General features: G+C 42.1%; 23 protein-coding genes. 14 read left to right on the top strand and 9 right to left on the bottom strand.

The features are described from left to right. Nucleotides 1-307: 307 nt before the first annotated feature. The 3 genes from WH223_RS15625 to WH223_RS15615 are packed head-to-tail and all read left to right on the top strand — an operon-like array spanning nt 308 to nt 2,811. The gene (locus WH223_RS15625) at nt 308-1,270 is read left to right on the top strand and encodes a DUF2157 domain-containing protein (protein ID WP_340048693.1); all 963 of its coding nucleotides are present in this window, start codon (nt 308-310) and stop codon (nt 1,268-1,270) included. Then, the gene (locus tag WH223_RS15620) at nt 1,263-2,336 is read left to right on the top strand and encodes a DUF4401 domain-containing protein (RefSeq protein ID WP_340048692.1); all 1,074 of its coding nucleotides are present in this window, start codon (nt 1,263-1,265) and stop codon (nt 2,334-2,336) included. Before WH223_RS15625 ends, WH223_RS15620 begins: the two co-directional genes overlap by 8 nt. Beyond that, complete coding sequence (locus WH223_RS15615; RefSeq protein WP_340048691.1) at nt 2,323-2,811, top strand: GDYXXLXY domain-containing protein; 489 nt, start codon at nt 2,323-2,325, stop codon at nt 2,809-2,811. Before WH223_RS15620 ends, WH223_RS15615 begins: the two co-directional genes overlap by 14 nt. 288 nt (nt 2,812-3,099) lie before the next feature. Here the strand turns inward: WH223_RS15615 and WH223_RS15610 are convergent, their stop codons facing one another. After that, nucleotides 3,100-3,966: an AraC family transcriptional regulator gene (locus tag WH223_RS15610; RefSeq protein WP_340048690.1), complete on the bottom strand. Its 867-nt coding sequence runs from the start codon at nt 3,964-3,966 to the stop codon at nt 3,100-3,102. A gap of 47 nt (nt 3,967-4,013) precedes the next feature. Then, nucleotides 4,014-4,385 (bottom strand): hypothetical protein, encoded by a 372-nt coding sequence (locus tag WH223_RS15605; protein ID WP_340048689.1) that lies wholly within the window; start codon nt 4,383-4,385, stop codon nt 4,014-4,016. Between the two features lie 206 nt (nt 4,386-4,591). Between WH223_RS15605 and WH223_RS15600 the strand changes: the two genes are divergently transcribed. The 4 genes from WH223_RS15600 to WH223_RS15585 all read left to right on the top strand — a co-directional run bounded on the left by WH223_RS15600 (nt 4,592) and on the right by WH223_RS15585 (nt 9,697). Further along, on the top strand, nt 4,592-5,854 hold the full coding sequence (locus WH223_RS15600; protein ID WP_340048688.1) for a hypothetical protein: 1,263 nt from the start codon (nt 4,592-4,594) through the stop codon (nt 5,852-5,854). Nucleotides 5,855-6,072: 218 nt separating this feature from the next. Next, nucleotides 6,073-6,705, top strand: a complete 633-nt coding sequence (locus WH223_RS15595) for a hypothetical protein (RefSeq protein WP_340048687.1) — start codon at nt 6,073-6,075, stop codon at nt 6,703-6,705. Nucleotides 6,706-6,797: 92 nt separating this feature from the next. Continuing rightward, nucleotides 6,798-9,065, top strand: coding sequence for a tetratricopeptide repeat-containing sensor histidine kinase (locus WH223_RS15590; RefSeq protein WP_340048686.1), 2,268 nt, complete (start codon nt 6,798-6,800; stop codon nt 9,063-9,065). A 2-nt stretch (nt 9,066-9,067) separates the two neighbouring features. Continuing rightward, nucleotides 9,068-9,697 (top strand): response regulator transcription factor, encoded by a 630-nt coding sequence (locus WH223_RS15585; RefSeq protein WP_340048685.1) that lies wholly within the window; start codon nt 9,068-9,070, stop codon nt 9,695-9,697. A gap of 72 nt (nt 9,698-9,769) precedes the next feature. On the opposite strand, the gene WH223_RS15580 is transcribed toward WH223_RS15585, so the two are convergent. From WH223_RS15580 to WH223_RS15570, 3 genes are all read right to left on the bottom strand, one after another. After that, complete coding sequence (locus WH223_RS15580; RefSeq protein WP_340048684.1) at nt 9,770-10,336, bottom strand: hypothetical protein; 567 nt, start codon at nt 10,334-10,336, stop codon at nt 9,770-9,772. Nucleotides 10,337-10,372: 36 nt separating this feature from the next. Beyond that, nucleotides 10,373-11,449: a hypothetical protein gene (locus WH223_RS15575; RefSeq protein ID WP_340048683.1), complete on the bottom strand. Its 1,077-nt coding sequence runs from the start codon at nt 11,447-11,449 to the stop codon at nt 10,373-10,375. A gap of 308 nt (nt 11,450-11,757) precedes the next feature. After that, nucleotides 11,758-12,900 carry a cytochrome-c peroxidase gene (locus WH223_RS15570; protein WP_340048682.1) on the bottom strand — a complete coding sequence of 381 codons (1,143 nt, stop codon included), beginning with the start codon at nt 12,898-12,900 and terminating at the stop codon, nt 11,758-11,760. Between the two features lie 211 nt (nt 12,901-13,111). Between WH223_RS15570 and WH223_RS15565 the strand changes: the two genes are divergently transcribed. The 5 genes from WH223_RS15565 to WH223_RS15545 all read left to right on the top strand — a co-directional run bounded on the left by WH223_RS15565 (nt 13,112) and on the right by WH223_RS15545 (nt 20,239). Beyond that, the gene (locus tag WH223_RS15565) at nt 13,112-15,808 is read left to right on the top strand and encodes a TonB-dependent receptor (protein WP_340048681.1); all 2,697 of its coding nucleotides are present in this window, start codon (nt 13,112-13,114) and stop codon (nt 15,806-15,808) included. A gap of 17 nt (nt 15,809-15,825) precedes the next feature. Continuing rightward, nucleotides 15,826-17,151, top strand: a complete 1,326-nt coding sequence (locus WH223_RS15560; protein ID WP_340048680.1) for a DUF4876 domain-containing protein — start codon at nt 15,826-15,828, stop codon at nt 17,149-17,151. 26 nt (nt 17,152-17,177) lie between these two features. After that, nucleotides 17,178-18,731, top strand: coding sequence for a DUF6850 family outer membrane beta-barrel protein (locus WH223_RS15555; RefSeq protein ID WP_340048679.1), 1,554 nt, complete (start codon nt 17,178-17,180; stop codon nt 18,729-18,731). Between the two features lie 72 nt (nt 18,732-18,803). Continuing rightward, the gene (locus WH223_RS15550; RefSeq protein ID WP_340048678.1) at nt 18,804-19,256 is read left to right on the top strand and encodes a PH domain-containing protein; all 453 of its coding nucleotides are present in this window, start codon (nt 18,804-18,806) and stop codon (nt 19,254-19,256) included. Nucleotides 19,257-19,474: 218 nt separating this feature from the next. After that, entirely contained in the window at nt 19,475-20,239 is a 765-nt protein-coding gene (locus WH223_RS15545; RefSeq protein ID WP_340048677.1) for a phosphatase PAP2 family protein, read from the top strand. Between the two features lie 71 nt (nt 20,240-20,310). Here the strand turns inward: WH223_RS15545 and WH223_RS15540 are convergent, their stop codons facing one another. Further along, entirely contained in the window at nt 20,311-21,366 is a 1,056-nt protein-coding gene (locus tag WH223_RS15540; RefSeq protein WP_340048675.1) for an NAD(P)-dependent alcohol dehydrogenase, read from the bottom strand. 168 nt (nt 21,367-21,534) lie between these two features. Here WH223_RS15540 and WH223_RS15535 point away from each other — a divergent pair, with 168 nt between their 5' ends. Both WH223_RS15535 and WH223_RS15530 read left to right on the top strand, forming a co-directional pair. Next, a complete protein-coding gene (locus WH223_RS15535; RefSeq protein ID WP_340048674.1) occupies nt 21,535-21,780 on the top strand; it encodes a VF530 family protein in 246 nt (81 codons plus the stop codon). A gap of 31 nt (nt 21,781-21,811) precedes the next feature. Continuing rightward, nucleotides 21,812-22,261, top strand: a complete 450-nt coding sequence (locus WH223_RS15530) for a KTSC domain-containing protein (protein WP_340048673.1) — start codon at nt 21,812-21,814, stop codon at nt 22,259-22,261. A gap of 44 nt (nt 22,262-22,305) precedes the next feature. Here the strand turns inward: WH223_RS15530 and WH223_RS15525 are convergent, their stop codons facing one another. From WH223_RS15525 to attM, 3 genes are read right to left on the bottom strand one after another with little or no spacing between them, the layout of a single operon-like run. Next, a complete protein-coding gene (locus WH223_RS15525; protein WP_340048672.1) occupies nt 22,306-23,751 on the bottom strand; it encodes an NAD-dependent succinate-semialdehyde dehydrogenase in 1,446 nt (481 codons plus the stop codon). Between the two features lie 8 nt (nt 23,752-23,759). Then, nucleotides 23,760-24,905 carry a zinc-dependent alcohol dehydrogenase family protein gene (locus WH223_RS15520; protein ID WP_340048671.1) on the bottom strand — a complete coding sequence of 382 codons (1,146 nt, stop codon included), beginning with the start codon at nt 24,903-24,905 and terminating at the stop codon, nt 23,760-23,762. Nucleotides 24,906-24,922: 17 nt separating this feature from the next. Next, the gene (attM, locus tag WH223_RS15515) at nt 24,923-25,717 is read right to left on the bottom strand and encodes an AttM family quorum-quenching N-acyl homoserine lactonase (protein ID WP_340048670.1); all 795 of its coding nucleotides are present in this window, start codon (nt 25,715-25,717) and stop codon (nt 24,923-24,925) included. Nucleotides 25,718-25,806 lie beyond the last annotated feature (89 nt).

Below are 25,806 nucleotides of genomic sequence, written 5' to 3'. Positions count from 1 at the left end.
CGTTTACCAAAACAATAGTTACGTATATAAAAGAGAAAACATGCGTATTTCGGGCAAAACAGGTTTTCGCAATTGGTTAAACTAAAGATACACAAGTATATTTACAAAAAAAATAATAGCAAAACCAAGACTTCATGAAAGCAATACTATAAAATTGATAAACAACCACATACCACAAGTTATTATAATATTCATAACGTAACAAAACTACCTAAAAAGGATGATTTAGGATATGGTTATACACTAACTAAAATTATGTATATTCGATTTTGAAAGGATTATATACGAAAACTTGAGGCATTCCATTATGCAAGAAATTCACAAAGAGAACATATTAGAGGTCGCTCGCTACAGTGATATCAGTCCACAGGGCTTACAAAACACGTTGGAAGCGACTACCTATCCTAAACAAAAGGACTGGAAAAACCTCCTTCGCTACAGTCTGCTCGCGTTGGGACTGGGATTTACCGTTACGGGTATCGTTTTTTTCTTCGCCTACAACTGGGCAGATTTACCGAAATTCACAAAGCTAGGTTTGGTTCAGGGCTTACTGATTATCGTTAGTTTAGCGGCCCTCTCCCCTCGCCTGAGCCTCATCACGAGAAACTGTATACTTACGGGCGCTTCGGTGCTTGTAGGCCTGCTATTTGCGGTCTTTGGGCAGATTTACCAAACAGGAGCCAATGCCTACGACTTCTTCTTAGCGTGGACGGTCTTTATAGCGATATGGGTACTTGTTGCACGATTCGCACCCTTAACCCTCGGTTTTATTACGCTGCTGAACATGACGATTATCCTATACAGCCAACAGGTGGCTAAGGATTGGTCCTTTGCAACTATTGTTTCGCTTCTATTCCTGCTTAACAGCCTTATTGCTGCAGGGACTTATTGGCTCAATAGCCGCACGGCAAATGCGAAGACATCGAGCTGGTTTACGCATGTATTAGTACTTGCGGCAGCCACCTATGCTACGATAGGTATCATATGGCTTATTCTTGAACATGAACCAGCCGTAATTTCATACGTATTGCCCATTCTGTACTTTGTGGTGGGTGCGGCCACAGTTTATTATGCCATCAGCACGAAGAAAACCTATCACCTGGCCGTGATTGCCGTTAGCCTCATCAGTATTGTGAGTGCTCTTCTCATACGAAGAATCGACAATGGCGAAGGCATCTTTCTCTTGTTGACTATTTTCATCATTATTTACGTCACCCTTACGATTAAAGGATTATTAAGCTTACAACAGAAATGGAGGGACCATGCGTAATTTAAACATCGAAGAGACGAAAACGTTGCTGGAGCAACACAGTGGGCAGCCCCTAGTGATTGCGGAGGAAGCCTTGGTGGCAGCAATAGAAAATCCAGCGGAAGAAAGTAGCATCGCTATTAAAGTTTTATCCGTATTCGGTGGCTTACTCGCTAGTCTAGCCTTCTGTGGTTTCCTGTTCCTTGCGGGTGTATTCAGCTCGAACTGGAGCATGCTTATTTTTGGAATCATCAGTATTGGCGTTGGACTTCTTATTCCAAAGTTCGATAAAAAGATAGTCTGGGACACGAGCAGCGCAGCCTTCTATGGTGTCGGTCTTATTTGCTTGGGCATTGCAATGGAATCGCTACGCTTTGGCTTTAACAACTTCTTACTATTAGGGATAGCTATCGCTTTGTTAACAATCTATTTAAACAACAGCTATATCTTAACGTTCTTAGCGACCCTTCAAATCATCGGTTTTAAGGTTAGTTGGATTATTATGAATGATATCCCCCAATTGCTACAGGTGTATATCGCTGTGCTCGCTATCTTCCTATGCTACCTGTTCCTCAACGAGGGGCGTCTACTCCTGTGGAAGTTCGTGGGCTGGCAGCGTTACTACCCCATCCGCACGGCGGCACTCATCGGTGCACTCGCCATGCTGCTATCTGGCGACAACTATTATTACGTTGATTCGGGCTATACAAATAGCTCTTGGCTATCGTCTATCGTTGTCATCTCGTTGGTTGCTTATCTCCTATTTCGTGTTTCCGCTATTTTAGGGTTAACATCGCTTATGCAACGCTGGGCTATTGCCGCCGCCGCTATCATTTTATTGGCGCCTACGCTACTCTATGTACCCATATCCTACAGCATCCTGCTGCTGTTGCTTAGCTTCTACACGCGTTACAGAACAGGCTTTATCATCAGCATCGTAGCGTTCCTATATTTCATTTCAAAATTCTACTACGACCTATACTACACGTTATTACATAAATCCATCTTACTATTCAGTACAGGTGTTTTATTTCTTATTTGCTACTTACTTATTTATAAAAAACTGGAAACAGATGAAAAAATATAGCGCCTTATTTATCGTTGCCAACTTGATTATACTGCTGGCTTACTTTAACCGATCGGTTTTCCAAAAAGAAGAAATACTCGCGGATGGCCAATTGTTACTCTTAGCATTGGTACCTGTTGACCCACGCTCACTGATGCAGGGTGATTATATGAACTTACGGTATGCTATCGCTGAAAAAAGCAACTTAGACACGCTACCAAGGCGCGGATTCTGTATCGTACGGTTAGATAGCCTAGGCGTAGCACAGAAAGTACGTATGCAAAGCAGCCTTACTCCCCTGGAAACGGGTGAGTATGCGATCAACTACACGGCTCCTGAGAACTACGAGATACTGCTGGGTGCTGAATCCTACTTCTTTCAGGAAGGAGAAGGTGAAAAATATGATAAGGCGAAATACGGAGGGCTTAAAGTTGATAAAAATGGAAATAGCCTATTGGTAGGGCTTTATGATGAAAACAAAAAGAAAATAGAATAGCAATCGCTATTTACAAAATAGATGTATCGCTAATTTCAGGAAAAAAGGGTATCTCCGTCCTTGTTCCAAGTCGCTGGAAAGGGACGTAAAGGGAACCCTTTTTTTCATACTATATGTATGCTTCATCTGTGCTTCAAGTCCCTTGCACCTTTAGGGCAAGTATTGCGCTCCCTATTTCTACAATTTTATCCTTATCTACATCCCAGCTATTAACAGCAGTAAAATTAGGCATCCTACCTTTTTGGGAGCCACTCCTACATTCCCGAAGGGTAAAAAGAAACCGTTCATTTATTCTGTATGCCTAAAGCTTTCAGGCGTAAAGCCTACATGTTTTTTGAAGAAGGTATTAAAATATGAAGGACTTTCAAATCCCAACTGATAGGCGATTTCAGCAATAGAAAATGTGGTATGCTTTAACATACGTTTCACCTCGGTCATCACACGATTTCGAATCAATTGTCCGCTTGTTGTTTGACAATCCATCTTACACAGTTTATTGAGGTAATGCAAGCTAATGTTCAATTTATCAGCATAAAATGAAGGACTACGGCTTTCCAAAAAATGCTGATCTAGCAGTTCTTGAAATTGAATAACTTTCTCGTGTCGACGCTGTGGCCTATCGCCGTTGGGCTTATTTGCCTGCATGGCGGCCTCTGCGGCATGCAAAAGAATATTCAGGTAGGAGCGCAAAACGGTGTATGCAGGCTTCGCTTGCTGGAACTCATGGAGCATCAACTCGCCGAGCTGCATCCATTTGCTTTGCTCAATCTCTGAGAGGCATAGCAACTCCCCTTCGCGACTTGCGACATGTCGGTATTGCTGTAGCACATTGCTGTTAAAACGGAGGCTGAAAAAATCAGCCGAAAAAGCCAGAAGCCACCCTTTTGTCCCTTGGGTTAATTTGATACTGTTTACCGCGTTTGGCTTGCTGCAGACGACCATCTGCGCACGTACCGCTATATGCTGTCCATCCATTATGATGCTTCCTTGGGCATCCTCTAGATACAACAGCATAAAGTAAGCTTGCTGGTGTGGATTTTGCCACCAAGTATGTGTTTCGATACCCGATTCCAAAGCCTCCATCCAAAAAAAGTCTTGCGTTGCTCCAAACTTACGGATCGGGTAAACAGGTATTTTTTGTACATGTTTGTCCATGATTATCCATTAAGAATACATTAAAAAAAGTCGATTGAGAAATCAGCTTATGCTAATGGTGGACGGAAAATGGTACTCAGATAGCCTAATGGGTATTCTATCGGGTTTGTGGTGGGAAATATATCGCGCGACACAGGAGTATCGGCCATTTTAGGGGTGTCCCAATGTAGCTGTGGCACCAAGACTACAGCTTCTTGAAACTTCTGTTTCACTTGGTTTTGTTCGCTCTCACGCTCCTTTTCGAGCTTATCATTTAAATCGCAGGAGCCTTTACAAGTGGCTACAGGTTCAAAACGATTCACACATAGGTTGGCAGCGATATAGGCTTGGTTTATGTAAAAAGCCGTCATGATCCAAATCCTACTAAAGGACTGCACCACAACTATGGCAATTAACAACAAGACTATAAATCGCTTCATTGTTGGCAAAAATACAAAATTCTAAGATTTCAGGGCTACAATCGTTTTTAAAATAATTTAAGGCCCTTTTAAACGTTCAAAACGGACATTAGGCTAAAATATAGCTGATAATCGGGATTGTTTGCTACATGATTACTCGTTAATATTGCTTCCTACAATGAATCAAATTTAGTAACATGAGATTAGTCGTATTTAGTACATTTTTTATGTTGAATTCAGTTGTAGCATGTACGCAACAACAACCAGAAGCACCTACTTTAGAACCACCCAAGATGGTAGCTATTCCTAATATCCCTTTCTTAACGAAGGAAAGCAACTTTATCTATGTAGATAAAATAAGTTTGAAGCCCCTTACAAATCAGCCATACAAGAGTGCTTCATTATTCACGCCCACGGGATTCGCTATCGTTGTGAATGCTGAAAATGAACATGCCGTCATAGACGAGCGTGAAAAAAAGGTATTGGATTTTACGTCTAGTGAAATCAGTTTGGATGTTGTGAATGGGCTTACTTTCTATAAAAAACAGGTCGAGTACGAGAAGAAAATGCCTTTTTGGAAATGGGACTGGAACATCTTGGGCGGCGGCATCACGAAAGTGCAGACCTATCGCAAAATAGAAGTCGGCGTGTTGGAGACGAAACAAATCATACTCCAGGATGACGCCCCCTATTTGGAGCATAGCTATTATCTAAATTTTTTCCCTATCGATGAGAACCACCTATTTTGGAATGAGACCATCTACAAAATCAAAAAAAATAGACTTACTAAGGTGGAAGGCCATATTATTGATTTGCTAGAAAACAAACGTTATATAAAAAATTCTGGTGGCCAATTCTCGGTATATGAGCTGCCCAAAAAAAAGGTTTTACATGCGGGATTGACCGGCACAGAAACCCTATCTATCCAGCTGGATCAGGAAACGATTACGCTTCCTGAAGTTAATAAGGATCGCTATGCACCTGAGGTCCCTAAACTTTTGGTAGACCGCAAAAATGGGGATGTCTACCCTTTTCCGCAATATGAGAAGGTGTTTCCGAAGAGAATTGCGAAGGCTACGCCTTCACAAATAGATTTCCTAAAAAAAACATCCTTAGTCTATTCTATCACCAATACGCCCTATTTCTTGCTGGGCGTGTTCAACTACGATGATGCTGTTTGGGCTTACGATTGGCTCTACATCGATACGAAAGGAAATGTTTTAGACTCCATATATGCAGACAATTTTAAAGTGCTAGACCAGGTGGGTAATATCGTTTGGCCGGATAGAAAAATGATTCTCCCGAATGCGTTCATTGATAAGGGTTGGAAATTTGGAAAGATAAATTCGTACAGCGGTATGTTTAACTTATACCTTATTCGTATTGAAAATGAAAAAGAGATACGAACGATGGGCTTGTGGAATAGCCGTGACCAGCACTGGGAAATAAAGCCTGATTACCATGACATCTCGGTTTTGGACGCTGAATAACATATTTATGCCCTTTAAAATAAAAAAGACGGCCTGTATACACTTTACGACAATAAGCTCAAAAAAAGTATAGGCTCAAATGCCTACAAATCCATTAATTCGGACGGACTGGTAGCTGTTCAGCTAGATTCAGCACAAACTATTTATTATTATATTGATATTTACAGCGGAAAAGAATACAAAGAGAACTAAACAACAAAACTGAAAATATTGCTTATATGATTATTAGAAAGCTGCTACTTGTACTTCCCCTTTTTTTAAGCGTGTCTTGTTTTGCACAAATCCAGACTGGGGTTTATTTTTCGTCAGACAAGAAATTTTCGAAAATTACCGAGGAGTTTGGCAATCCGCTACCTGGCCATCCGGTTATGGTGGTAACGACCTTTGTTCCTAACCATGGTAGCTATGTTTGGTTTTTAAATGAAAGTAAGGCTAAGCATCCTGCTTTGCTAGACGACGAACCTAAAGATTTACATGCGGGTATCTTTGTGGAAGACCATGGTGGCTTACTGCCACAGATAACCTTTAATGACTTCGCAATAGGCTTGTCGCAGCCTAACTATTTAATTAACTACTGTGAGATTGGTGATGCTAACCAAGATGGCTTCCCAGAGTTTTACCTGACATATTTTCAAGAATCGGACGGACTAGATGCGAAGCCGCTGAAAGTAATTGTCTATACACGCCTTGGTAAAAAAACATTTTCCAAGGCTAAAATCACGGGATGGATTCCATTTCAGGAAGAGGATGACTACCATGAAGAAAAGGATGATAACTTCAAACTGCTTCCCAAAGAAATAAGGCTGAAAGCTGAAAAGCTATTGAAGGAAGCGAGAAAGACACTGGATTAAGGCAGCAGTCTAATTTCCATTAGTTAAAGACAGGTAGCAACTTCATAAACGAAAATCTTTCACCAAGGAACAGCCTTTAAAGGTCGATTAGCATGTATTTTCGTTATATTTACGTGCCTAAGGGCTATAACCCACAAAAACAAGACGCATTGATATACAAACTTTTACTTACTTTAAGTTTTCTTTTTTGTTCCTTTTTTGCGGAAGCACAAGATGTTTTGGGCCGATTGGAAAAAGAGTATAACAATGCTTCCAGCAAACCACTAGAGCAGCTGAACCTGGCTCCAAAATATGCGAATGTATTATTCATGCATAACTATAAAGCTAAATCATACCAGCTTTTAGCGCATACTATTGCTACGGCGACGAAACAATCCGATGGAAAATACGCGACAATTTTATATGCTGTGCAGGCTATGAACTATCGCCTAGACAATAAGGAAGCGGAGTCTTCACGCAGTCTTGAAATGGCCCATAGCTACAGCTTGAAGACGGATAACAAGGAAGCTAGAGGGTACTTAAACTATGCTAAAGGATGGCTATTAACGCGCAACAACAAAACTACGGATGCCGTAGCGGCCTATTTAAAAGCGATTAGTTATTATGAAAGTGCGCCGACCACTTCTACGCTTTACGCGAGGTATGCGAACGTTGTAAAGGAGCTATCGGCTATTTATGCGAACCTCAACGAATACCAGTTGGAGGAAAAATATAGCAAACAGTTTTTGGTGTTGGCATCAAAACAAAACGACCTCAACCTAATTTTCGATGCTTACATGCGCATGGGATACATGTATGAGCAGCAATATGTGCAAAACCCTTCGGATATAAATTTGAGAAACAAAGTAGAGCAGTATTATTTGCAGGCTATTGGTCTATTTAACAAAAATAAAGACGTGATGCTCAACAAGAGTAGTCTTTCTTATGCGGCCATCAACTTAGCAAATCTATATACGAGCTATGCTAGCGATAAGGCGATGAAATATGCCCTACTGGCGAATAAAGTAAGTCTAGAAACTGGGGATGCCATCCATATCGCTTCTTCCTTTGGCATTTTAGCGGAGTTGGCGTTGCAGCATAATGATTACGATTTGGCGAAATCCTACTTTCTAAAAGCAGCTGTAGAAATTGAGAAAAGCCCTGTTCGCGATTATAATATTGAGTTATCTATTCTTGAATCTTTATCGGAGATTAGCGAAGAGCAAGGCAATTACAAAGAGGCTTTAACGTATTACAAAAGCTTTGTCGAGAAGTATCAAAGTGTGTACGACCAAGAAAAGCTAGATATCACGAAGACTTTAGAGGCGCAGTTTGACCAAGAGCGGCAGGCACAAAAATATATCAAGCTGCAGCTGGAAAGCGACCAAAAAGCACAACAAATAAGGCTGATGAACATCCTTCGCACCCAACGGGACCAGGTGTATAACAACCTGAGATTGAAGGAAGAAAATCAACGTGAACGTTTAAGATTTTCGGAGCTTGAATCGGAGAAAAAAGAACAACAACTACGGTTGGCAAAATTGGAAGCGGAGCAAAAGAATAGTGATATCGATAATTACAAAAAGCTCCTTGCATTTAAAGAGAAAATCAACACCTACTACATTTTCTTCATCTTGCTCTTTGTGGTGTCTATTATCTTACTGCTTTACGCCTATAGGCAACGCGTCAACCTGCTGAAGCAACACGATGCGCTGCATGCCTTAAGCCTTGAAAAAGAAAAACAGAACTCTAAAATATCGACCCTTACAGCGCTCCTTGAGGGACAAGAGCAAGAGCGTGGCCGTTTGGCGCGCGACCTGCACGACGGATTGGGGGGCTTACTGTCGGGCACAAAACTTCAGTTGTCCTATCTCGATGTTCGACATGCTGAAAACATAGAAGCAGGAATTTCAAAATCAATAGACCAACTAGATGGTGCTGTGGATGAACTGCGGCGTGTTGCTCACAATTTAATGCCCGACCTTTTGATGAAGTACGGACTGGAGGTCACTATTCAAGATTTCGCTTCGCGGATGTCTAACAATGGCTTACACATCTATACTGAATTTCTCAATAACAGCAATGCTATATCCACAGAGAAGCAACTGTTGCTTTATAGAATCATTCAAGAATTGGTCAATAACGTCATAAAACATGCGGATGCTACTGAGGTCATCATTCAATTAAGTGAAGAAGCTAATGTACTATCCCTAACCGTTGAGGACGACGGCAAAGGCTTTGACCAAGCCAGTCTGGCGATGCGAAAAACCGCAGGTTTTCATAATGTAGAATCAAGAGTACAATTTTTAAAAGGAACCCTTACTATTTCATCCGAATTGAATATTGGCACAAGTATAGAACTTCAAATCCCCATCCATTAATCATGATAAAAGTAGCCATTACAGACGACCACCCACTCCTTTTGGAAGGGTTAAAAAACATATTAGGAAATAGCGACACGATAGATGTAGTCGCCTGTTTCAAAGACGTACGGGAGATGAATGCGGGCTTAGCAAAGCAAACTATTGACATTTTGCTGCTCGACATCAACTTGGTAGACACCAATAGCATTGAGCTTATCAAGCCGTTAAAGAAAAAGTATCCCGGTTTACAAATCATTATACTGAGTGTACATAATGAATTGCCGGTTATTAATAGCACGCTGGCGGAAGGAGCTTTGGGGTATATCCAAAAAAATGCTTCTGTTTCTGAAATCATTACAGGCATACAAACGGTTAACGGTGGAGAGCTCTTTTTATGTGCGCAAACAAAGGCTATTTTAGCGAAAGAATCCTCTGATGGACTTAAGCAGGTTCCTAAACTGACCCGTAGAGAGAAGGAAGTGTTGGCAGAGGCAGCAAAAGGACTTACGACCAATCAGATCGCTGAAAAGCTTTTTATAAGTCCGCACACGGTGGAGAGTCATCGGAAAAATCTTATTGAAAAATTTCAAACGGCCAATATTAGCTCCGCTATCAAACTAGCGATAGAATATGGGCTTATTATCGCGTAAAAGACGTTTAAATAAAAAATCCTGCTTTTCGAAAAAAGCAGGACCATTGTCAATCTAAAAATATGGGTAAAATTAGTCTTTGAATTTCAGCTGTGCTTGGAATAGGTTTTCCTTCCCTACCATATCAAAATCTTCATCATACTCAGGGTCATACATTAATACGTAGACGCTTCCTTCAAAATCTTTTAAGGCTACAGCTTCATCGATTATGATATCATATAAACGTGTAATGGTGCGTGTTCCTTTCCATTGATTTACATCCCCCTTGGCGTTTTTATCAAATCGATGATCTTTGGCGTCCACAAAGTACCAGAAGGATGGTGCTTGATCCATTAAATAAAGCTCTTTATATGGGTTAAACAATTCCTCTGCCATGCCTGTATTTTGAAACCATTGGACGTCTGGATTAAACGGAGCTACAGCCTCTTCATATACCTCTTCATTGGTGGTGGCCCCCACCAAGAAACCTTCAATATCTACCCCCGAAATAACAAAAGAGAATGGGGTTTTTGCTAGTTCATAGACATTGTTGACCGGTTGAATTTCTTTTCCATCTTGCTTAATAACGACGTCTAGCGACTGCGCAAAAGTCATAAAAGACAGCAAGGAAAAAAGGATAGCTAGATTTATTTTTTTCATGATATCGATTTAAAAAAAATTATACGTTTTTGTTGTTTAGAATAAATTGGGCTTCAGTTGAATTTTCAGGAAAGCAGTTTTTTGTCTTCTATTTCTTGTTGATGCTGAATTAACCGGATAAGCCTCTAGATAAAAGGTACGGTCATCAGCCCAAAAGGCGTTGGTTTCGTTAGCAACTTTGAAATTGGTAAAGTTCACATACAAAAGATCGCCTTGCGTGATATTCCGCTCTACATATTTGCAGACGGTAAAATTACTGCCTACATCATTATTTGAACCGACATAAGAAATCCAATTTTTACTAGGTATAATTTGGGGATAACCGCCGGTAAACAGGCGAAACTCGGCCGATGGTTTCACACTATAAAAAGAATAGTAGGTATCGGGCACATCGACGGATGTTTCTTTAAAAACCTCCAAATTTAAATAGGGTGAACGCCCTACATACTCATTATTTAACGGTCCATCTTCCGTAGATACATTCTCATGGAGTACGATTACTGTTTCTTTATCACCTTCCGTCGTTACCCAGTTTTCACCTTTCACTTTTACGGATGGATTTTTTACTAAGCCTTCATTGATTTTACTTTTTGAAGCTGTATTGAACTCTTGTTCTTCCACCTCTACAATGGTACCAAACCTACTAAACGATTTATTTTTAAAATCGTTGACCTCATTTAGGGTACTACTTCTTATCTGATAGAGATCTACCCCTTTTAAGGTTAAGTCAAAAGCGGCCGTAAATTCAGACTTTAAAACGAATGCTTCAATGCTATTCGAGATGTTGTTATTTATGCTAAAATGAATGGAATAAAAATCATCAAACTCAGAGAATCCATAGAAATTATCAAGCTTGTCGTACGCTATTTTCAAGGACGCTGAATCTTTACTAGGAGCTACAAAAAAGTGTATAGAATCGAGCTTGGTAAATACATGAAAGGGTACCTCTTGCACATTATCGACACCTTTTATTTTTTTGAAATCGTCAAATGTTATATTTTTTTGTCGGCGCATTGACTCCGCTTTATTAGCTTCGGAGGTTTTGTTTTCTTGATTACAAGCGACCAGCGTAACCAGCATCGAGGCCATAAATAATTGTTGCAAGGTTTTCATTCTTTCCCTATAAATTAGTTGAGTATTATCTGAAGACGAAGATATTAGTATTCAACTAGGTAACCAACAAAACAGCATAATACAGGGAATAATTGGCTGAAAACAGGGATATTTTAAGCGTTAAATTCGGGGAAAATAGGGCTACAGCAAACTATAAATTTCATATTCGAGGAAGAGCGTCTGAAAAATATAGCGCGAAAAATGGGCTCGTGGCAGGCTTACGAAGTGCTTAAATCGGCTTAAATGGCTTTATAAAAAAAGCCAATTCTCGTAAAGAATTGGCTATATATTTTGGCTAAATCTGCGGGTTAATCTCTAGGTAGCTTATCGGGTCTACGCATCTTATAATCTGTTGCTGTAATAGCATGCAGGAAAGCGGCGATATCTTGGATCTCTTCAGTACTCAGCTTTAAGGCTTTCATCAAAGGGTCGGTCACGGGATACATCGGATCTTTGGCCTTCTGTTCTGCTGTAGCACTATTCATCTGCATACCGCTATTATACATGTTGAGTAGGCCCGTTATATCCCAGAACAAGCCGTTATGCATCCATGGTCCTGTACTCATAATATCTCGCAAGGAAGGGGTTCGAAACTTACCTACATCATCTGGATTTTTGGTAACGTGATAGCGTCCTAAATCTTCAAACTTACGTTTGTAGTAGGTAAGTCCAATATTATGGAACTGCTCATCGGTAAAATATTCCCCATAATGGCAGTTCATGCAGCGTGCTTTTGTACGAAACAGGTGGAGTCCTTTAATTTCTTGGTCAGATAAGTATTTATATTCACCATCCACAAAGCGGTCAAAGCGACTTCTACGGCTGCTTATGGTATTCTGAAAAGCAGCTAAGGCATCAGCCACCTGCTTAAAAGTAATCTTATCGGTACCATAAGCCTCCTTAAATAAAGCACGGTATGCGGCGTATTTCATGAGTTTTTGTGGGAGCTGTTGAGCATCCATTGCCATTTCATTATGGGCTTCGATAGGCCCCAACACTTGCTCTTGAAGTGTCATTGCTCTACCATCCCAAAAGAAGGTTTTGCGTGCATGCACATTGAGCAACGAAATACTATTACGTGTACCGTTTAGGTGGTCATGCCCTACGGGCACTTGTACCTTGTCGGCCCACGAAGTTTGCGGATTATGGCAGGAGCTACAGGATATTTGGTTGGATCCTGAAAGTATAGGGTCGAAAAACAAATTCTTTCCCAACTTCACATCAGGCTTTTCCATCAACGTAAAATAGCCGGTATCCACAGCGGGTAGCGCCTTGAACTCTTCCCAATGCACACCAGCGTCTATCGTCGGCTTAGGCCATTCTTGTATAGGTCGTTGATACCAAGCGCGCAAAGAATCGACTCCTGTTTGTTCGGGATTGGACTCCAATCCTTTAAAAGAAAGCGACACAACGACTACAGCAATTAAACCTAAAGTAACTCCAATTCTCATGCAAACTAATTATGCGGCAAAATTACGACTAATTATTTAGAATAATTATAAATTATTTGCATGTTTTAGCATTCTTTGCTTTCTTTGTGCTTTATTTAGATTAATTTAAAATAGATTGAAATCCAGCAGCCACCCCCGCTCCCACTTCCTTTATTGGGCACTCGCATTATGTTCTTTAGCACCGCTTAACAGTTTTGCTCAAAGTAAAAGCGTGCAAGGTATTGTTCTTGACAAGGAAAAACGTCCGGTACCTTATGCCAATATAAAGATTATCTCTACGAATTCGGAGTTGCGGACAGACAAGGAAGGGCGATTTACTCTCAATTTTGAGGGCAAGAGCCCTGAGCGTGTTCCATTGCGTATCACGTTTATCGGCAAAAAAACTGTGGAAGGTGAGTTTATTCTTTCGGGAGGTAATCAGCTGGCTCCCATCTATATGGAGGATTTAAGTTTGGCACTTGATGAGATCTCGGTGCAAGCCAAACAAACCGAAGCACGCAGTAACTCTTCTTACATTATTGACCGAGACCTTATTGAACGCTATCCTTCTTTAAGCTTAAATGATTTATTAAATCTACTACCCAACCGTCGTATGGCAGCGCCATCGCTACAGGAGCTACAAAATGTAACCCTACGTGGTGCATTTGAAAAAACAAGCGGTAGCTCGAGAAATGTCAATGAACTAAGCAACTCTTTCGGGGTTGCTATTATCGTCGATGATATCGCGATGAGCAACGACGGCAATATGCAGAGTCAAAACCCAGCCTGGAATGGTCTTGCGCGTGCCAATGTATCTTTAGCAGAAAGCAAGTATAACTTGCCCGGAAATAGACCGGCTTCAGGCTACGCCTATAGCGGAGAAAGTAATTTTGGCGGTATCGACTTACGTCAAATCCCTACGGCTAATATTGAACGTATAGAGGTTATCTCGGGTGTTGCCCCCGTACGTTATGGTGAACAGTCGCATGGTGCTATTATTGTGGAACGCCAAGCTGGTAAATCGCCTGCTTACCTAAGCGTCCAATCACGTAATAATGCCACCAACTACAGCTTTTCCAAGGGTTTTATCCTTTCGCCAAAACTGGGCGCCATCAATACGGATGTTAGTTTCACCAACTCTTACGCAGACAACCGCGATAAACTCAAGCAATACCAGCTTATAAATGGTTCCTTAATTTGGACGACCCTCTTTGGGGAAGAAGACCGCTGGAAGCATACCCTATCGACCACCTACAACAAGACGTTGGACCGTGTCAATCGCGACCCAGACGACCCTTTAGATGCTGCTATCAACTTTGGTAGTTGGAATTTTAATGCCTCCAGCCGACTGAGCTATAAGCCTAAAAGTAACTTTTTTGAAAATGTAGGCCTAAACATGGCGGTCAGCACGGCGCATCAAGTCACCTATCGGGAAAATTATTATAATGATGCCTTTGTGTTGTACACAGATACCATGGGTACGGGCATTGTAGAAGGTATTTATGAAAAAGGACAGTACACTGCTGTGGAGCATATCGACGGTAGACCTTTAAACCTATCGGGACGTTTGGAAACCAACGCCCGCTGGAATATTGGCGGCATTACCCACTACTTAAACATTGGTTCTACAGTCAATTACTCCATAAATAATGGTAAAGGACGATTGGCAGATCCATCGCGTCCCAACAAAGGGATAGGCACGTTTGGGGAGCGCTATTATGATTTCTCGCTGCTACACTCCATCTATAATATTGGTGTCTATGCGGAGGATCGTTTTTCAGTAAATCTCTTTGGGCGTCCTTTGAATATTGCTGCAGGTGTACGTTGGGATACACAGAATACCTATAACTCCTTTTCGCCGCGTACAAACATCTCCTACCGCATCAGTAAAAATGCCGGTATCGGCGTAGCTTATGGTCTAGCATTCAAAGCACCAGGAATGAGCCATCGTTATCCAGGGCCATCATTCCGTGATTTTGTTTTATTGAATGCATACAACGGTTTTGCCGCACAAAGTACCTCGCGCATTTACACCCTTCGTCATGATCCTGACAATAGTAATTTGAAAAGCCAACAAACGCAAACGGTAGAATTAAGCGGCTACTGGCGTAAAGGCGGTCATAGTCTCGCTATGAATGTGTTTCATAAGATCAGCAACAATGGCATTTCCAATCTAACACGGTACCTCGTTCTTGGCCTTCCAGAATACACAGCAACCCCTGTACCCGGTCAAAAACCTATTGTCGAACAAACAGGATATCGTAAATACATGACTACGGTGTCTGATTTGGCAAATGTTTTAAACAGTAAAAACTCGGGGTTAGAGCTGATGTATAGGCTACCGAAAATAGAAGCTATCTACACCTCTTTCTATGTTTCTGGCGGAATTACACGTAGTGAGTCACGCTCCTCTGCTAATACCTTTGTATCCTATGGTTCCGAAAGAACGAACCCCGACGATGTTTACATTGCGGTGTTTCCGAATGAAAAAAGCATCAGCTACTTAAGTAATGGTCGTGTGGGTACAGCAACCCATATTCCAAAGTTAAAATTTGTGGTGGAACTTACGGCAGGTTTCCAGTTTATGAACTATAGCAAAAGAATCAAAGATCAGCTCATTCCGGTAGGCTATTATTCTGTTGATTACAACTATCATACTATTGATCCTTTTGACCCGAATAATCCAAAGCATGCAGAGATTTATGAACAACGAGTACTAGACGCTGCAAAGCAGAATAGCATTCAAAACCGATTTATTGCAGACTATAGCTTATCGTTGGCGAAGGAGCTTAATAAGCAGCTACGCATCTCGTTGAATGTCTTTAATTTTATTGACTACCAACCACGAATTTACGACGCTAAAAATTCACAAGTATTCGTACCAAACGGATCACCAAGTTATGGTGCCCAAATAAATTACAAATTTTAATTACCCCTATTATTATCATGAAAATAACTACATACGCAATGGCAGGCCTGCTCCTATTAAGCACGGTAGCATGTCGTAAAAACACGGACCTTGATTCCTCATTTGATATTCAAGTACAACTCGCTTATTCCGACAAAAAAGTAGACAGCAAACTACCCATCTCGTCTATTAAGCTGACTTTACTGAATTTGCAAAACAACTCCAAGATTACGCTTACCGATTTAAATGCAAATACTAAAATTAACAACTTAACACCAGGCAGTTATGACATTAGCGCGAGTGTTACGTTTTCGCGTGAAGAATACTTGAAGCTTACCGGTGAAGATCCCGGTGCCGCAGTTTCCTTCAACTTTGCCTATAAAAATAGACTGTTAAACAAGAGTGAGATTTTAGACCTACAGCTTATCGCAGGCACCTTGGGCGATTTTGTCATTAAACAAATCTACTATGCTGGATCAGATAATAAAGTAGGTGCTTTATTCCGTGATCAGTTTATCGAAATTTACAACAATACGGACCAAGTTCTTTACGCCGATAGTTTATATGTGGCGCGTCTGTATGGTCGCCAGTCGACAACAAGTAAAATATACTATTTCCAACCCAACGAGCAATACGATTGGAGTAAATCGCAGGGAATGCCAGCCGATCTAGCTGCTACAGCCAATACACACTACTCCTATGTAAGGGAGTTGTTTATGATTCCAGGTAATGGCAAAACCTACCCCGTACAGCCGGGCGCAAGTATTATCATCGCACAAAATGCCTTGAACCACAAAATGCCTTTCGTCGGTGCTGATGGCAAAGAAATAACGATTAAAGATCCATCATTGACGGTTGATTTGAGCCAAGCAGACTTTGAAACGTACTATGCTAAACTACCAGGCGTAAATCCACTCGCTTCCGATATCGACAATCCAAATGTGCCCAATCTGGAGATTCTGGAGTACAACGGACGCGACATGATTCTGGATAACCCAGGGCGTGATGCTTTTGCTATATTCAAGGGCAAAACAAGAGCAGAGGTTAGCGCTTTAGCACAGTATACGGAACCTACGCTAGCTGCACCTAGTACAACTGCGAAGCGCTATGTTCAACTTCCTAATGCGTGGCTGATGGATGCTGTAGAAATACAACCGAACTTACCAGCCAGCAGACTACCGAAAAAACTGTGGACAGCGCAAGATGCAGGTTTTACGTTTGCGCAAGATGGCGCTTACTCTTCGCAGTCCGTGATGCGCAAAACATCACATACTGAAAATGGTCGCAAAGTTCTTAAAGACACCAACAACTCTACGGAAGACTTTATCTCGATCAAAGCTAATCCGCGAGGCTTCGCTGATTAAGCAGTATGCACATCCAAGAAAAAAGCATGAAAGCACACATAGGATTTATACCTGTATTATTTTTGACCAGTCTTAGTTTGGGATTATCCGCCCAAACTAAGCTTGCTATGGATAGCATAGCGCCTATCGACTACGCTGCCGACAGTGTGGCGATGCTGGGCTATGCGATGGCTAAGCAGCATCCGGTATGGATAGCGAAAGAGATGAAAAACGGGTTTAACCAAAATGGAATCCGCACTTTTTATAGTAAAGGAAACTTTATTCCAGCACAAGGAGCATCCCAAATAAAAGCTATTCAGGTGCATACCGAAGGGAAAACAACCTGGAACAAGACTCATTTTTGGGGTAGCATGGAGTACCTGCGTCAGCAAGAAGATAGCACTGCTTTACGCCATCAGACAGGCATCAATACAGATGCTCCCATCTACTTTGGTTCTTTACGCAAGAACTATTACGAGCGAGACTTATACAATTTGAAGGCCGCGATTCAGCATCCTTTTGCCGATGGTAAGCTTCCGATAACTTGGTCTATTGACTACCGCTTGGGCAGTCATTTTTCAAACAATGATCCCCGAGGGCGTATTAATGACTTTCAGTTGAACACGGCTTTGGCCTTGGGTCATCAGTTTGGCCGTTTCAGCTACCACCTTCAAGGTAGCTATGGTTATGGGCGTGAGCGTGTACAAGTCGCCTATAAGAATGATAAATACATGAAGAATACCTCCGACCCGCTTTATGTGAATTGGTACATGAATGGCTTTGGTTCGGCAATACATCAGCTAAAAGACATCAACTATAATGATGATTTCAAACGCTATGGAGCGAGTCTTCATCTAGCCTATGCGCAAAGTGAAGACCAGCGATTTTACATCAATGCAGGTTATAAAAATGAGGTGCAAAAGTTCAAACGCTATGAGGAGTCGCCGCAGACCTATGCCCTGCTCAACACCTACACCAAGGATGGTTATACTTTTGATGCCTTATGGACAAAAAGACTAAATTCAAGACATGCTTTTGCGGTACAAGTGGAAGGTAATGTTTGGGACGGTCTTGACCTGAGTCAAGATATTGGTAAACCCAACTACCTATACCGTTCGGAGTATGCATCAGCGAAAGGAAGCTACCTGCTGAACAGCTATACCCTATCAGGAAAGGTAGCCTACAATTACCAAGAGAAGAAAGACGGACGCGTGAAGAGTCAGCTTAGCTACACTCATTTGCAACCAAGCGTTGAGCTGGGTAAAGCCATTGTCTTAAACGAACAACAAGCTTTACAAGTGGCGGTACGCTGGGCTCACCGCTTTGTGCTAGATGATAAATTCTCCTTAGGAGCAAACAATGCGGGCATTTTTGCAGAAACCATTCTCTTTCATGATTATCTGTATCAGGCTTCTGCCGCTAATACTTTTGGTGGATCGATTAACTTTCTGCAACAAAAGTTAAAAAAAGCAGCGTGGAAAGTAGGTCTTGATGTCGACTATACCAAGCGTAGCACATTGCCTGCCTATACCTTTCAAGCGACCTCTATTCCTGGAATAGATCGTTTACAGAGCAACCTACATATATCCTTGTTTTTCTAGGAAATAATTGGTATATTAGTTATTGGAGGCTATTGAGAAATAGCCTCCAATAACATTATAGAATCGCCCTAGATGAAAAAAGTATATCGCTCTAAAATTAGCTTATTCTTATTACTAATAATGATTGCGGCAACCCTTGCGCCTGTTTTCCCGTTACTTTTCAAACCTCAGCTAAGTACCACCTCCTATATTGTTATGGTTCTCAGTTTTATATTCTGTCTAATTATTGTAGTACCCACCTTCAGCCAAACCTACTACAGCATTGAGGACAACGCTTTACGTATAAAATCAGGATTTTTATACAACAGAACTATACATATACAAGCGATACGTAAGATTGAAGAGACAAGGAATATCGTGAGCTCGCCCGCCTTATCTATGGATCGTTTAGAAATAATTTACAACAAGTTTGATAGTATCATTGTTTCGCCACAGGATAAGGCAAGTTTTATAAAGGATTTGCTAGCTATAAACCCGGCAATCGTTGAGGTGCGTAAAAAGAAACAAACTGTAGACTATAGATAAGTGCCTGTAGCGGATAGTCTTCCCAAGTTGTTTCTATTTGTAGATCAAAACGCACAAGAAATTAGCACTCAGGACGCTCTTATTCAATCTAATCCTAAAGAAAGCTATCGTTAAAAAACCTTAAAAACACTTCTTTTTTCGCAGTACTATTTTGTTGTACTTCCTTTTTTTCTACCTTCACCGCAGTATTACCCAATTGCAATATAGGTTTAAGGCATATGCGGAATTTAGCATCCTCTCTATTTTTACTGCTTTCGGTGCTTATCGCACCACTTAGCAGCATGGCGCAAGCCGACAGTATCATGCCTAAAGACAGCATGAGGCCTACTTTTTTTAAGCGCGTCCCCTATAAAGGGCTTATTGTGCCTGCGGCACTCATGACTTACGGCATCGTAGCTTTAGAGAGTCATTACCTTATCGGTCAAAACCATCAAATTAAAACTGAAATAAACGAACATAGCCGTGGTAAATTTACGGCCGATGATTTTTCGCAATATGCCGGAACCGCAGCGACATTTGGCTTAGAAGCGTTCGGTGTTCAACCGAAACACAACATCAAGCAGCGCTTGTTTACCGCAGCCGTGGCCCATGCCATCATGGCGACAACAGTATACACCATAAAAAATACAGGTACCGTTTGGCGTCCCGATAGTAGCGCCAATAACTCTTTCCCTTCGGGGCATACGGCCACTGCTTTTGTGGGTGCTGAATTAATGTGGCAAGAGTATAAAGATCAGTCGATATGGTACGGTGTGGCGGGTTATGCGGTGGCGGCGGGTACAGGTTTCTTCCGCATGTATAATGATAAACACTGGTTTTCGGATGTAGCGATGGGTGCTGGTATTGGTATACTAAGCACGAAGATAGCATACTGGCTTCTCCCCTTAGTGGAAGACAAGCTACAGACGCATAAAAGGAACTATGTTTTCATGCCGGGCTATAATGGACGGCAGGCTACTGTTGCGGCAAGTCTACGGTTCTAAATTTTTAAAGGCTAAAAAAATCCCCGGTGTTTAATTAAAATACCGGGGATTTTATCAGTAGGGCGAACCTTTTAATTCTTTAAGGAAGCCATATCAATCACAAAACGGTATTTCACCTGTCCACTTAACAAGCGATCATAAGCCGTATTGATATCCTGCATATTAATAAGCTCGATATCTGAAGTGATATTATGCTCACCACAGAAGTCTAACATTTCCTGTGTTTCTTCAATACTACCGATTGTCGATCCTGCAAAATTCTTACGTGCTGGAATTAAGCTAAACGGAGCGATAGGAAGTGGATGCTCAGGAGCACCAACCAAGGCTAAAGTACCATCAACCTTTAATAGCTTTAAATAAGCATTCACGTCGTGCTGTGCAGAAACACAGTCTAAGATAAAATGCAAAGTATTGCTGTTTGCTGCCATTTGTGATTCGTCTGTCGACAGAATAACCTCGTCAGCCCCCAAACGTTTAGCATCTTCAACTTTAGATGCAGAAGTCGTAATAACGACCACATGAGCCCCCATCGCTTTAGCAAACTTAACACCCATATGTCCTAAACCACCGATACCTACGATACCTACTTTTTGGCCAGGTCCTACTTTCCAGTGTTTCAAGGGCGACCAGGTGGTTACGCCAGCACACAATAAAGGAGCTGTAGCAGCAAGGTCTAAGTTTTTAGGCACATGCAACACGAAGTCTTCATCGACCACAATCGCTGCCGAGTAGCCACCAAATGTTTGTTTATTCAGGTGTTTATCAGGGCTATTATACGTTTGTATATTTCCTTTTTCACAATATTGCTCGCTTCCTTGCTTACACTGCTCACATTCGCGGCAGCTATCCACCATACAGCCTACGGCTGCTAAATCGCCTACTTTAAACTTGGTTACGTCAGCACCCACCTCACGTACGCGTCCTACAATCTCATGCCCCGGTACATTAGGATATACCGTGTGGTGCCATTCATTACGTGCTGTATGCAAATCCGAGTGACAAACGCCACAAAATAGAATATCAATTGCTACGTCATTTGGTTTCACTGTACGACGTTCAATTTCTAAAAGTTTAAGTGCAGCATCTGCAGCTTCGGTACCAAATGCTTTTACTGGATATGTTCCCATATATTTTATTGTTTTTCTGTTTCCATCAATATAACCAATTCTAGGCAGATATGTTTGTCATTTTCTGTTTTAGATTGGTTCACAAAGTATTAAATATTGAAAAGAGTAACTCGATGAACTGTGCTTATCAGCTTCTCTATTTTTTGCTTAACTTTACCCTTTTAGGCTATGGAAGAACAAACAAATAACCCTTTACACGGAAAAAGACTAGATACCATTATTGAGTACCTCGTAGATTATTACGGTGGCTGGGCTCCTTTGGGGGAGCAGATACGTATCCGTTGTTTTACAGATAACCCTAGTGTTAAATCTTCCTTAACTTTTTTACGCAAAAACCCTTGGGCACGCGAAAAAGTGGAGAATCTATATGTAAAAGTGCTAAGAAAGGACAAGCGTAGTCAAGAGAATTCGTAGATTTCCCTTTGTAATGCCTACCTTTGCGGCTATGAAAAAAATAGCAGACTACAGAAAGCTTTTAAATGTTGATAAATCAGCCGATCTCAAGACCTTAAAGGCCACTTACCGCACGATTATGAAATCATGCCACCCGGATAAATTTGTCAATGATGAAGCTGGAAGAATCGAAGCTGAAGAAAAAAGTGTGGAGATGATTGAGGCTTACCACTTCTTGCTTAGTATCTGCCCTGAGGTAATCGAACAACAATTACCTATCTACAAAGAAACAATTGCAAACTCGGCTATCCAAGATTTCGATTGGAAAGGACAAGTATTAGAAGTTGTTTTCTTAGATGGTAGTAAATATGAATATTTCGGCGTTCCAAGAAATGAGTACATCAAATTGGTGAATGCAGACTCTCCAGGACGTTTCGCAAGAAGACATATCTTCTTCACGTATACATACAGAAATGTATTAAAAACTTCAGAGCCAGCATAAACATCCCCGAAGGGATGCTTTTACTGCTCTAGCTTGGATAGTTACTAGTGCACATTACCTACGCAAACGTATTTAATGTCTACGTAGCTATCCAAGCCATATTTAGAACCTTCACGTCCCTGCCCCGAGTATTTCACGCCTCCAAAAGGTACAGTCTCGGAAGAAATAAGGCCTTCATTAATTCCAACAATTCCATATTCCAGCTGTTCGCGCACACGCCACGAGCGGTTCAAATCATTGGTATAGAAATAGCTCGCCAAGCCATAGATGGTATCATTGGCTAGCTGTATCGCTTCCTCTTCCGTTTTAAAGCGGAAAATTGGCGCGATAGGGCCAAATATTTCGTTATGTGCAAACTCCATATCGGAGGTTGCTTCCAGCACGATGGTAGGCTCAAAAAACTGAGGCTCTTTCGCTTGTCCGCCGAGGATGACCTTTCCACCTTTAGCCTGCGCATCGGTAAGCATGGATTTCATCCGCGCGATAGCCGCGGGATTGATTAAAGGCCCTAAAGTTATGCCATCCTCCAATCCGTTCCCCATTTTCAAAGCCTTAACAGCCGCCGAGAATTTCTCCACAAATAGGTCATGTATCTTATCTTGCACAAGAATGCGGTTTACGCAAACGCATGTTTGTCCGCCAAAGCGGAATTTTCCAGCTAAAGCACCCTTCACGGCTAGATCTACATCGGCATCGTCAAAGACAATAAAAGGAGCATTTCCCCCGAGCTCTAGGCTCATCTTCTTGAGTGTAGGCGCACATTGTGCCATCAGTATCTGTCCCACGCGGGTGGAGCCTGTAAAGGATATTTTAGCGACTAGCTTACTCTCGCATAGCTCCTTCCCCATCTCAGAGGCATTAGCCCCGACTAAGGTATTCACCACGCCAGCAGGAAAGCCAGCTAGCTGTGCTAAGTGATTTATCGCCAATGCTGTCAAGGGAGTTTCTTCACTCGGGCGGATGACCACCGTACAGCCGACTGCCAATGCTGGCGCCACCTTACGGGTAATCATCGCTAAAGGGAAGTTCCAAGGGGTGATGGCTCCGACTACACCTATAGGCTCTTTCAGCGTCATGACACGCTTATCAGCCGTATAACCGGGAATGATATCTCCATAATTGCGCTTAGCCTCTTCAGCAAACCATTGAATATAAGAAGCACCATAATCAACCTCGCCACGGCTTTCGGCCAATGGCTTTCCGCTTTCGAGGGTCATGATAGTAGCCAACTCCTCTTTATGCTGGATAATAAGGTCGAACCAAGCCATTAGAATGGCGCTTCGTTCTTTTGCCGATTTAGCCTTCCATGCCGGGAAAGCATGATGTGCTGCTTGTATAGCCGTAGCTACAAAGGCACGATCTTCATCATATATTTCCGCAATGACCGATAGGTCTACCGGATTTTTAACTTCCAATTTGTGTGTGCTAGCATGCTGCCAACTTCCATCCACAAACGATTCTCCAAATATTAAATCCTTATAGCTTTGCATGTCTAATCTTATTTTTCATCAAATATAATTACTTGTCGAATAGCATCGCCATTGGCAAGGCGTTCAAATCCTTCATTTATGTCTTCTAAATGTAAACGATGCGTAATCAACTGGTCGACGGGAAGTCTTCCCGACTTGTAGAGTGCCAAAAAATTAGGGATATCTATCGTAGGCACGCAGCTTCCGAGGTAGCAGCCCTTCAATGTTTTCTCCTGCCCCACGAGCAGCAAAGGATTGAGGCTTAAGCGAGCATCCGGATGAGGCAGCGCTCCTGTTACGGTCACTCCTCCTTTCCGTGTTGCCTGAAAGGCGAAATCTAAAGCAGGCATCGCACCAGCAAACTCCACAGACTTGTCGACACCTCCCGTCGTGAGCTCTTGTTTTAACCTATCTAAGGCACCAGCTTCGCTGGAATCAATAAGGCTCGTCGCCCCATAATCTTTGGCTACCGCCAATTTGCTTGCGCTCACATCGGCCGCAATAATTTGCGATGCTCCTGCAGCACGTGCGCCTAATATAGCGGATAGGCCTACACCGCCCAGACCGACTACCAATACCGATTCGCCAGCTTTAACGGCTGCGGTATGCACCACGGCACCGACTCCCGTCATGACGGCACAACCAAAAAGAGCAGCTATCTCAAAAGGATAGCTCGGGTCTATTTTCACCAGAGAATAGATAGAGGCCACCGCATATTCAGCAAAACCCGATACCCCCAAGTGGTGATAGTAGGTCTCCCCATCTTTATTTTTTATTTTACGTTCGCCACGCAGCAATACCCCTTCATTATTGGCTTTAGCCCCAGGGTCGCAGAGTGCAGCACGCCCAGAAGCGCAGTACACACAATGACCGCAAGAAGGAAGGAAAGCAAATATAACATGGTCTCCTACTTTAAAGGTAGTTACATCCTCACCTACTTCTACCACGATACCCGCTGCCTCATGGCCTAGAACCATGGGCATAGGCCTTGGCCGGTTTCCGTCGATAACGGAAAGGTCGGAATGACACAAACCTGCCGCTTTTATTTGCACGAGCACTTCTTCTTTTCCAGGTTTATCCAGCGTTACTTCTTCGATATGTAAGGGTTTGGATGTCGTATATGGGCGTGCATGTCCACCAGACTGATGCAACACCGCCGCTTTCGTTTTTATCATGTTCCGTATTTTAAACCTTAGTCATAAAATTCATTGGGTCCTTTCTTAAAAGTACCCCATTTAATAGGGTCATGGCCTGTCACGACCAAAGCACTATGCTTATCAGCTATGGCATGGAGCTTTTGCACGGAGCGTACCGCATCTACAGTCGAGGCTAAGAATCCGGGCAGTGCTTTTTCCTCCCAGTGATCGGTAGTATAAGCAGCATCAATAGCGAGCAAGATACTTCCCGAGTTAGGCAGGTTTATTAAGAAACTACAATGCCCCGGAGAATGGCCTGGCGTCGGAACCATCAAAACGGTACCATCGCCATATATATCGTAGGTATCGTTATGATCAAGCTCAATAAATTGCCATTTCAGCTTAGGCTTATCAAAATCCTTACGGATATACCCACCTGCGGCAAACCAATCGGGCGCAAAGGCATATTCATACTCCTTGCGTTGCACAATATGAGTAGCATTCGGAAAACGGCCGACTGCCCCAGTATGATCAAGGTGTAAATGAGACTGCGCCACATAGCGTATGCTGGAAAGGTCTAAGCCTAGCGCCTTGATGGTATTCACGCAACCGTCCTTTTCTTCCATCACGGGCCAATAAACTTGTGTTATTCCCTGCCAATGGGCTACAGGATCGTGTGCACATTCCACAGCATTACCACCGTCAATGATTAAGTTTCCTTTAGGATGTGTGATCAGATACCAAGGGACAGGTATTTCATAAGGATCTAAGGAGGCATTCATCTTAATATTGTTCTCTTTACATTTCAGCACCCCCGTCTGAAACATATACAATCTAATTTGGTCTTGCATAATTTTAGCGATTTATATATCCAACAACTACCTAAAATAGGAACAAGTTGCATAGACATTTGTTTCTAAAAACTGGAATTAGCAAGCCC

Source organism: Sphingobacterium sp. MYb382 (assembly GCF_037572665.1).
Lineage (GTDB): Bacteria > Bacteroidota > Bacteroidia > Sphingobacteriales > Sphingobacteriaceae > Sphingobacterium.
This window is presented reverse-complemented; position numbering and strand designations above follow the sequence as displayed.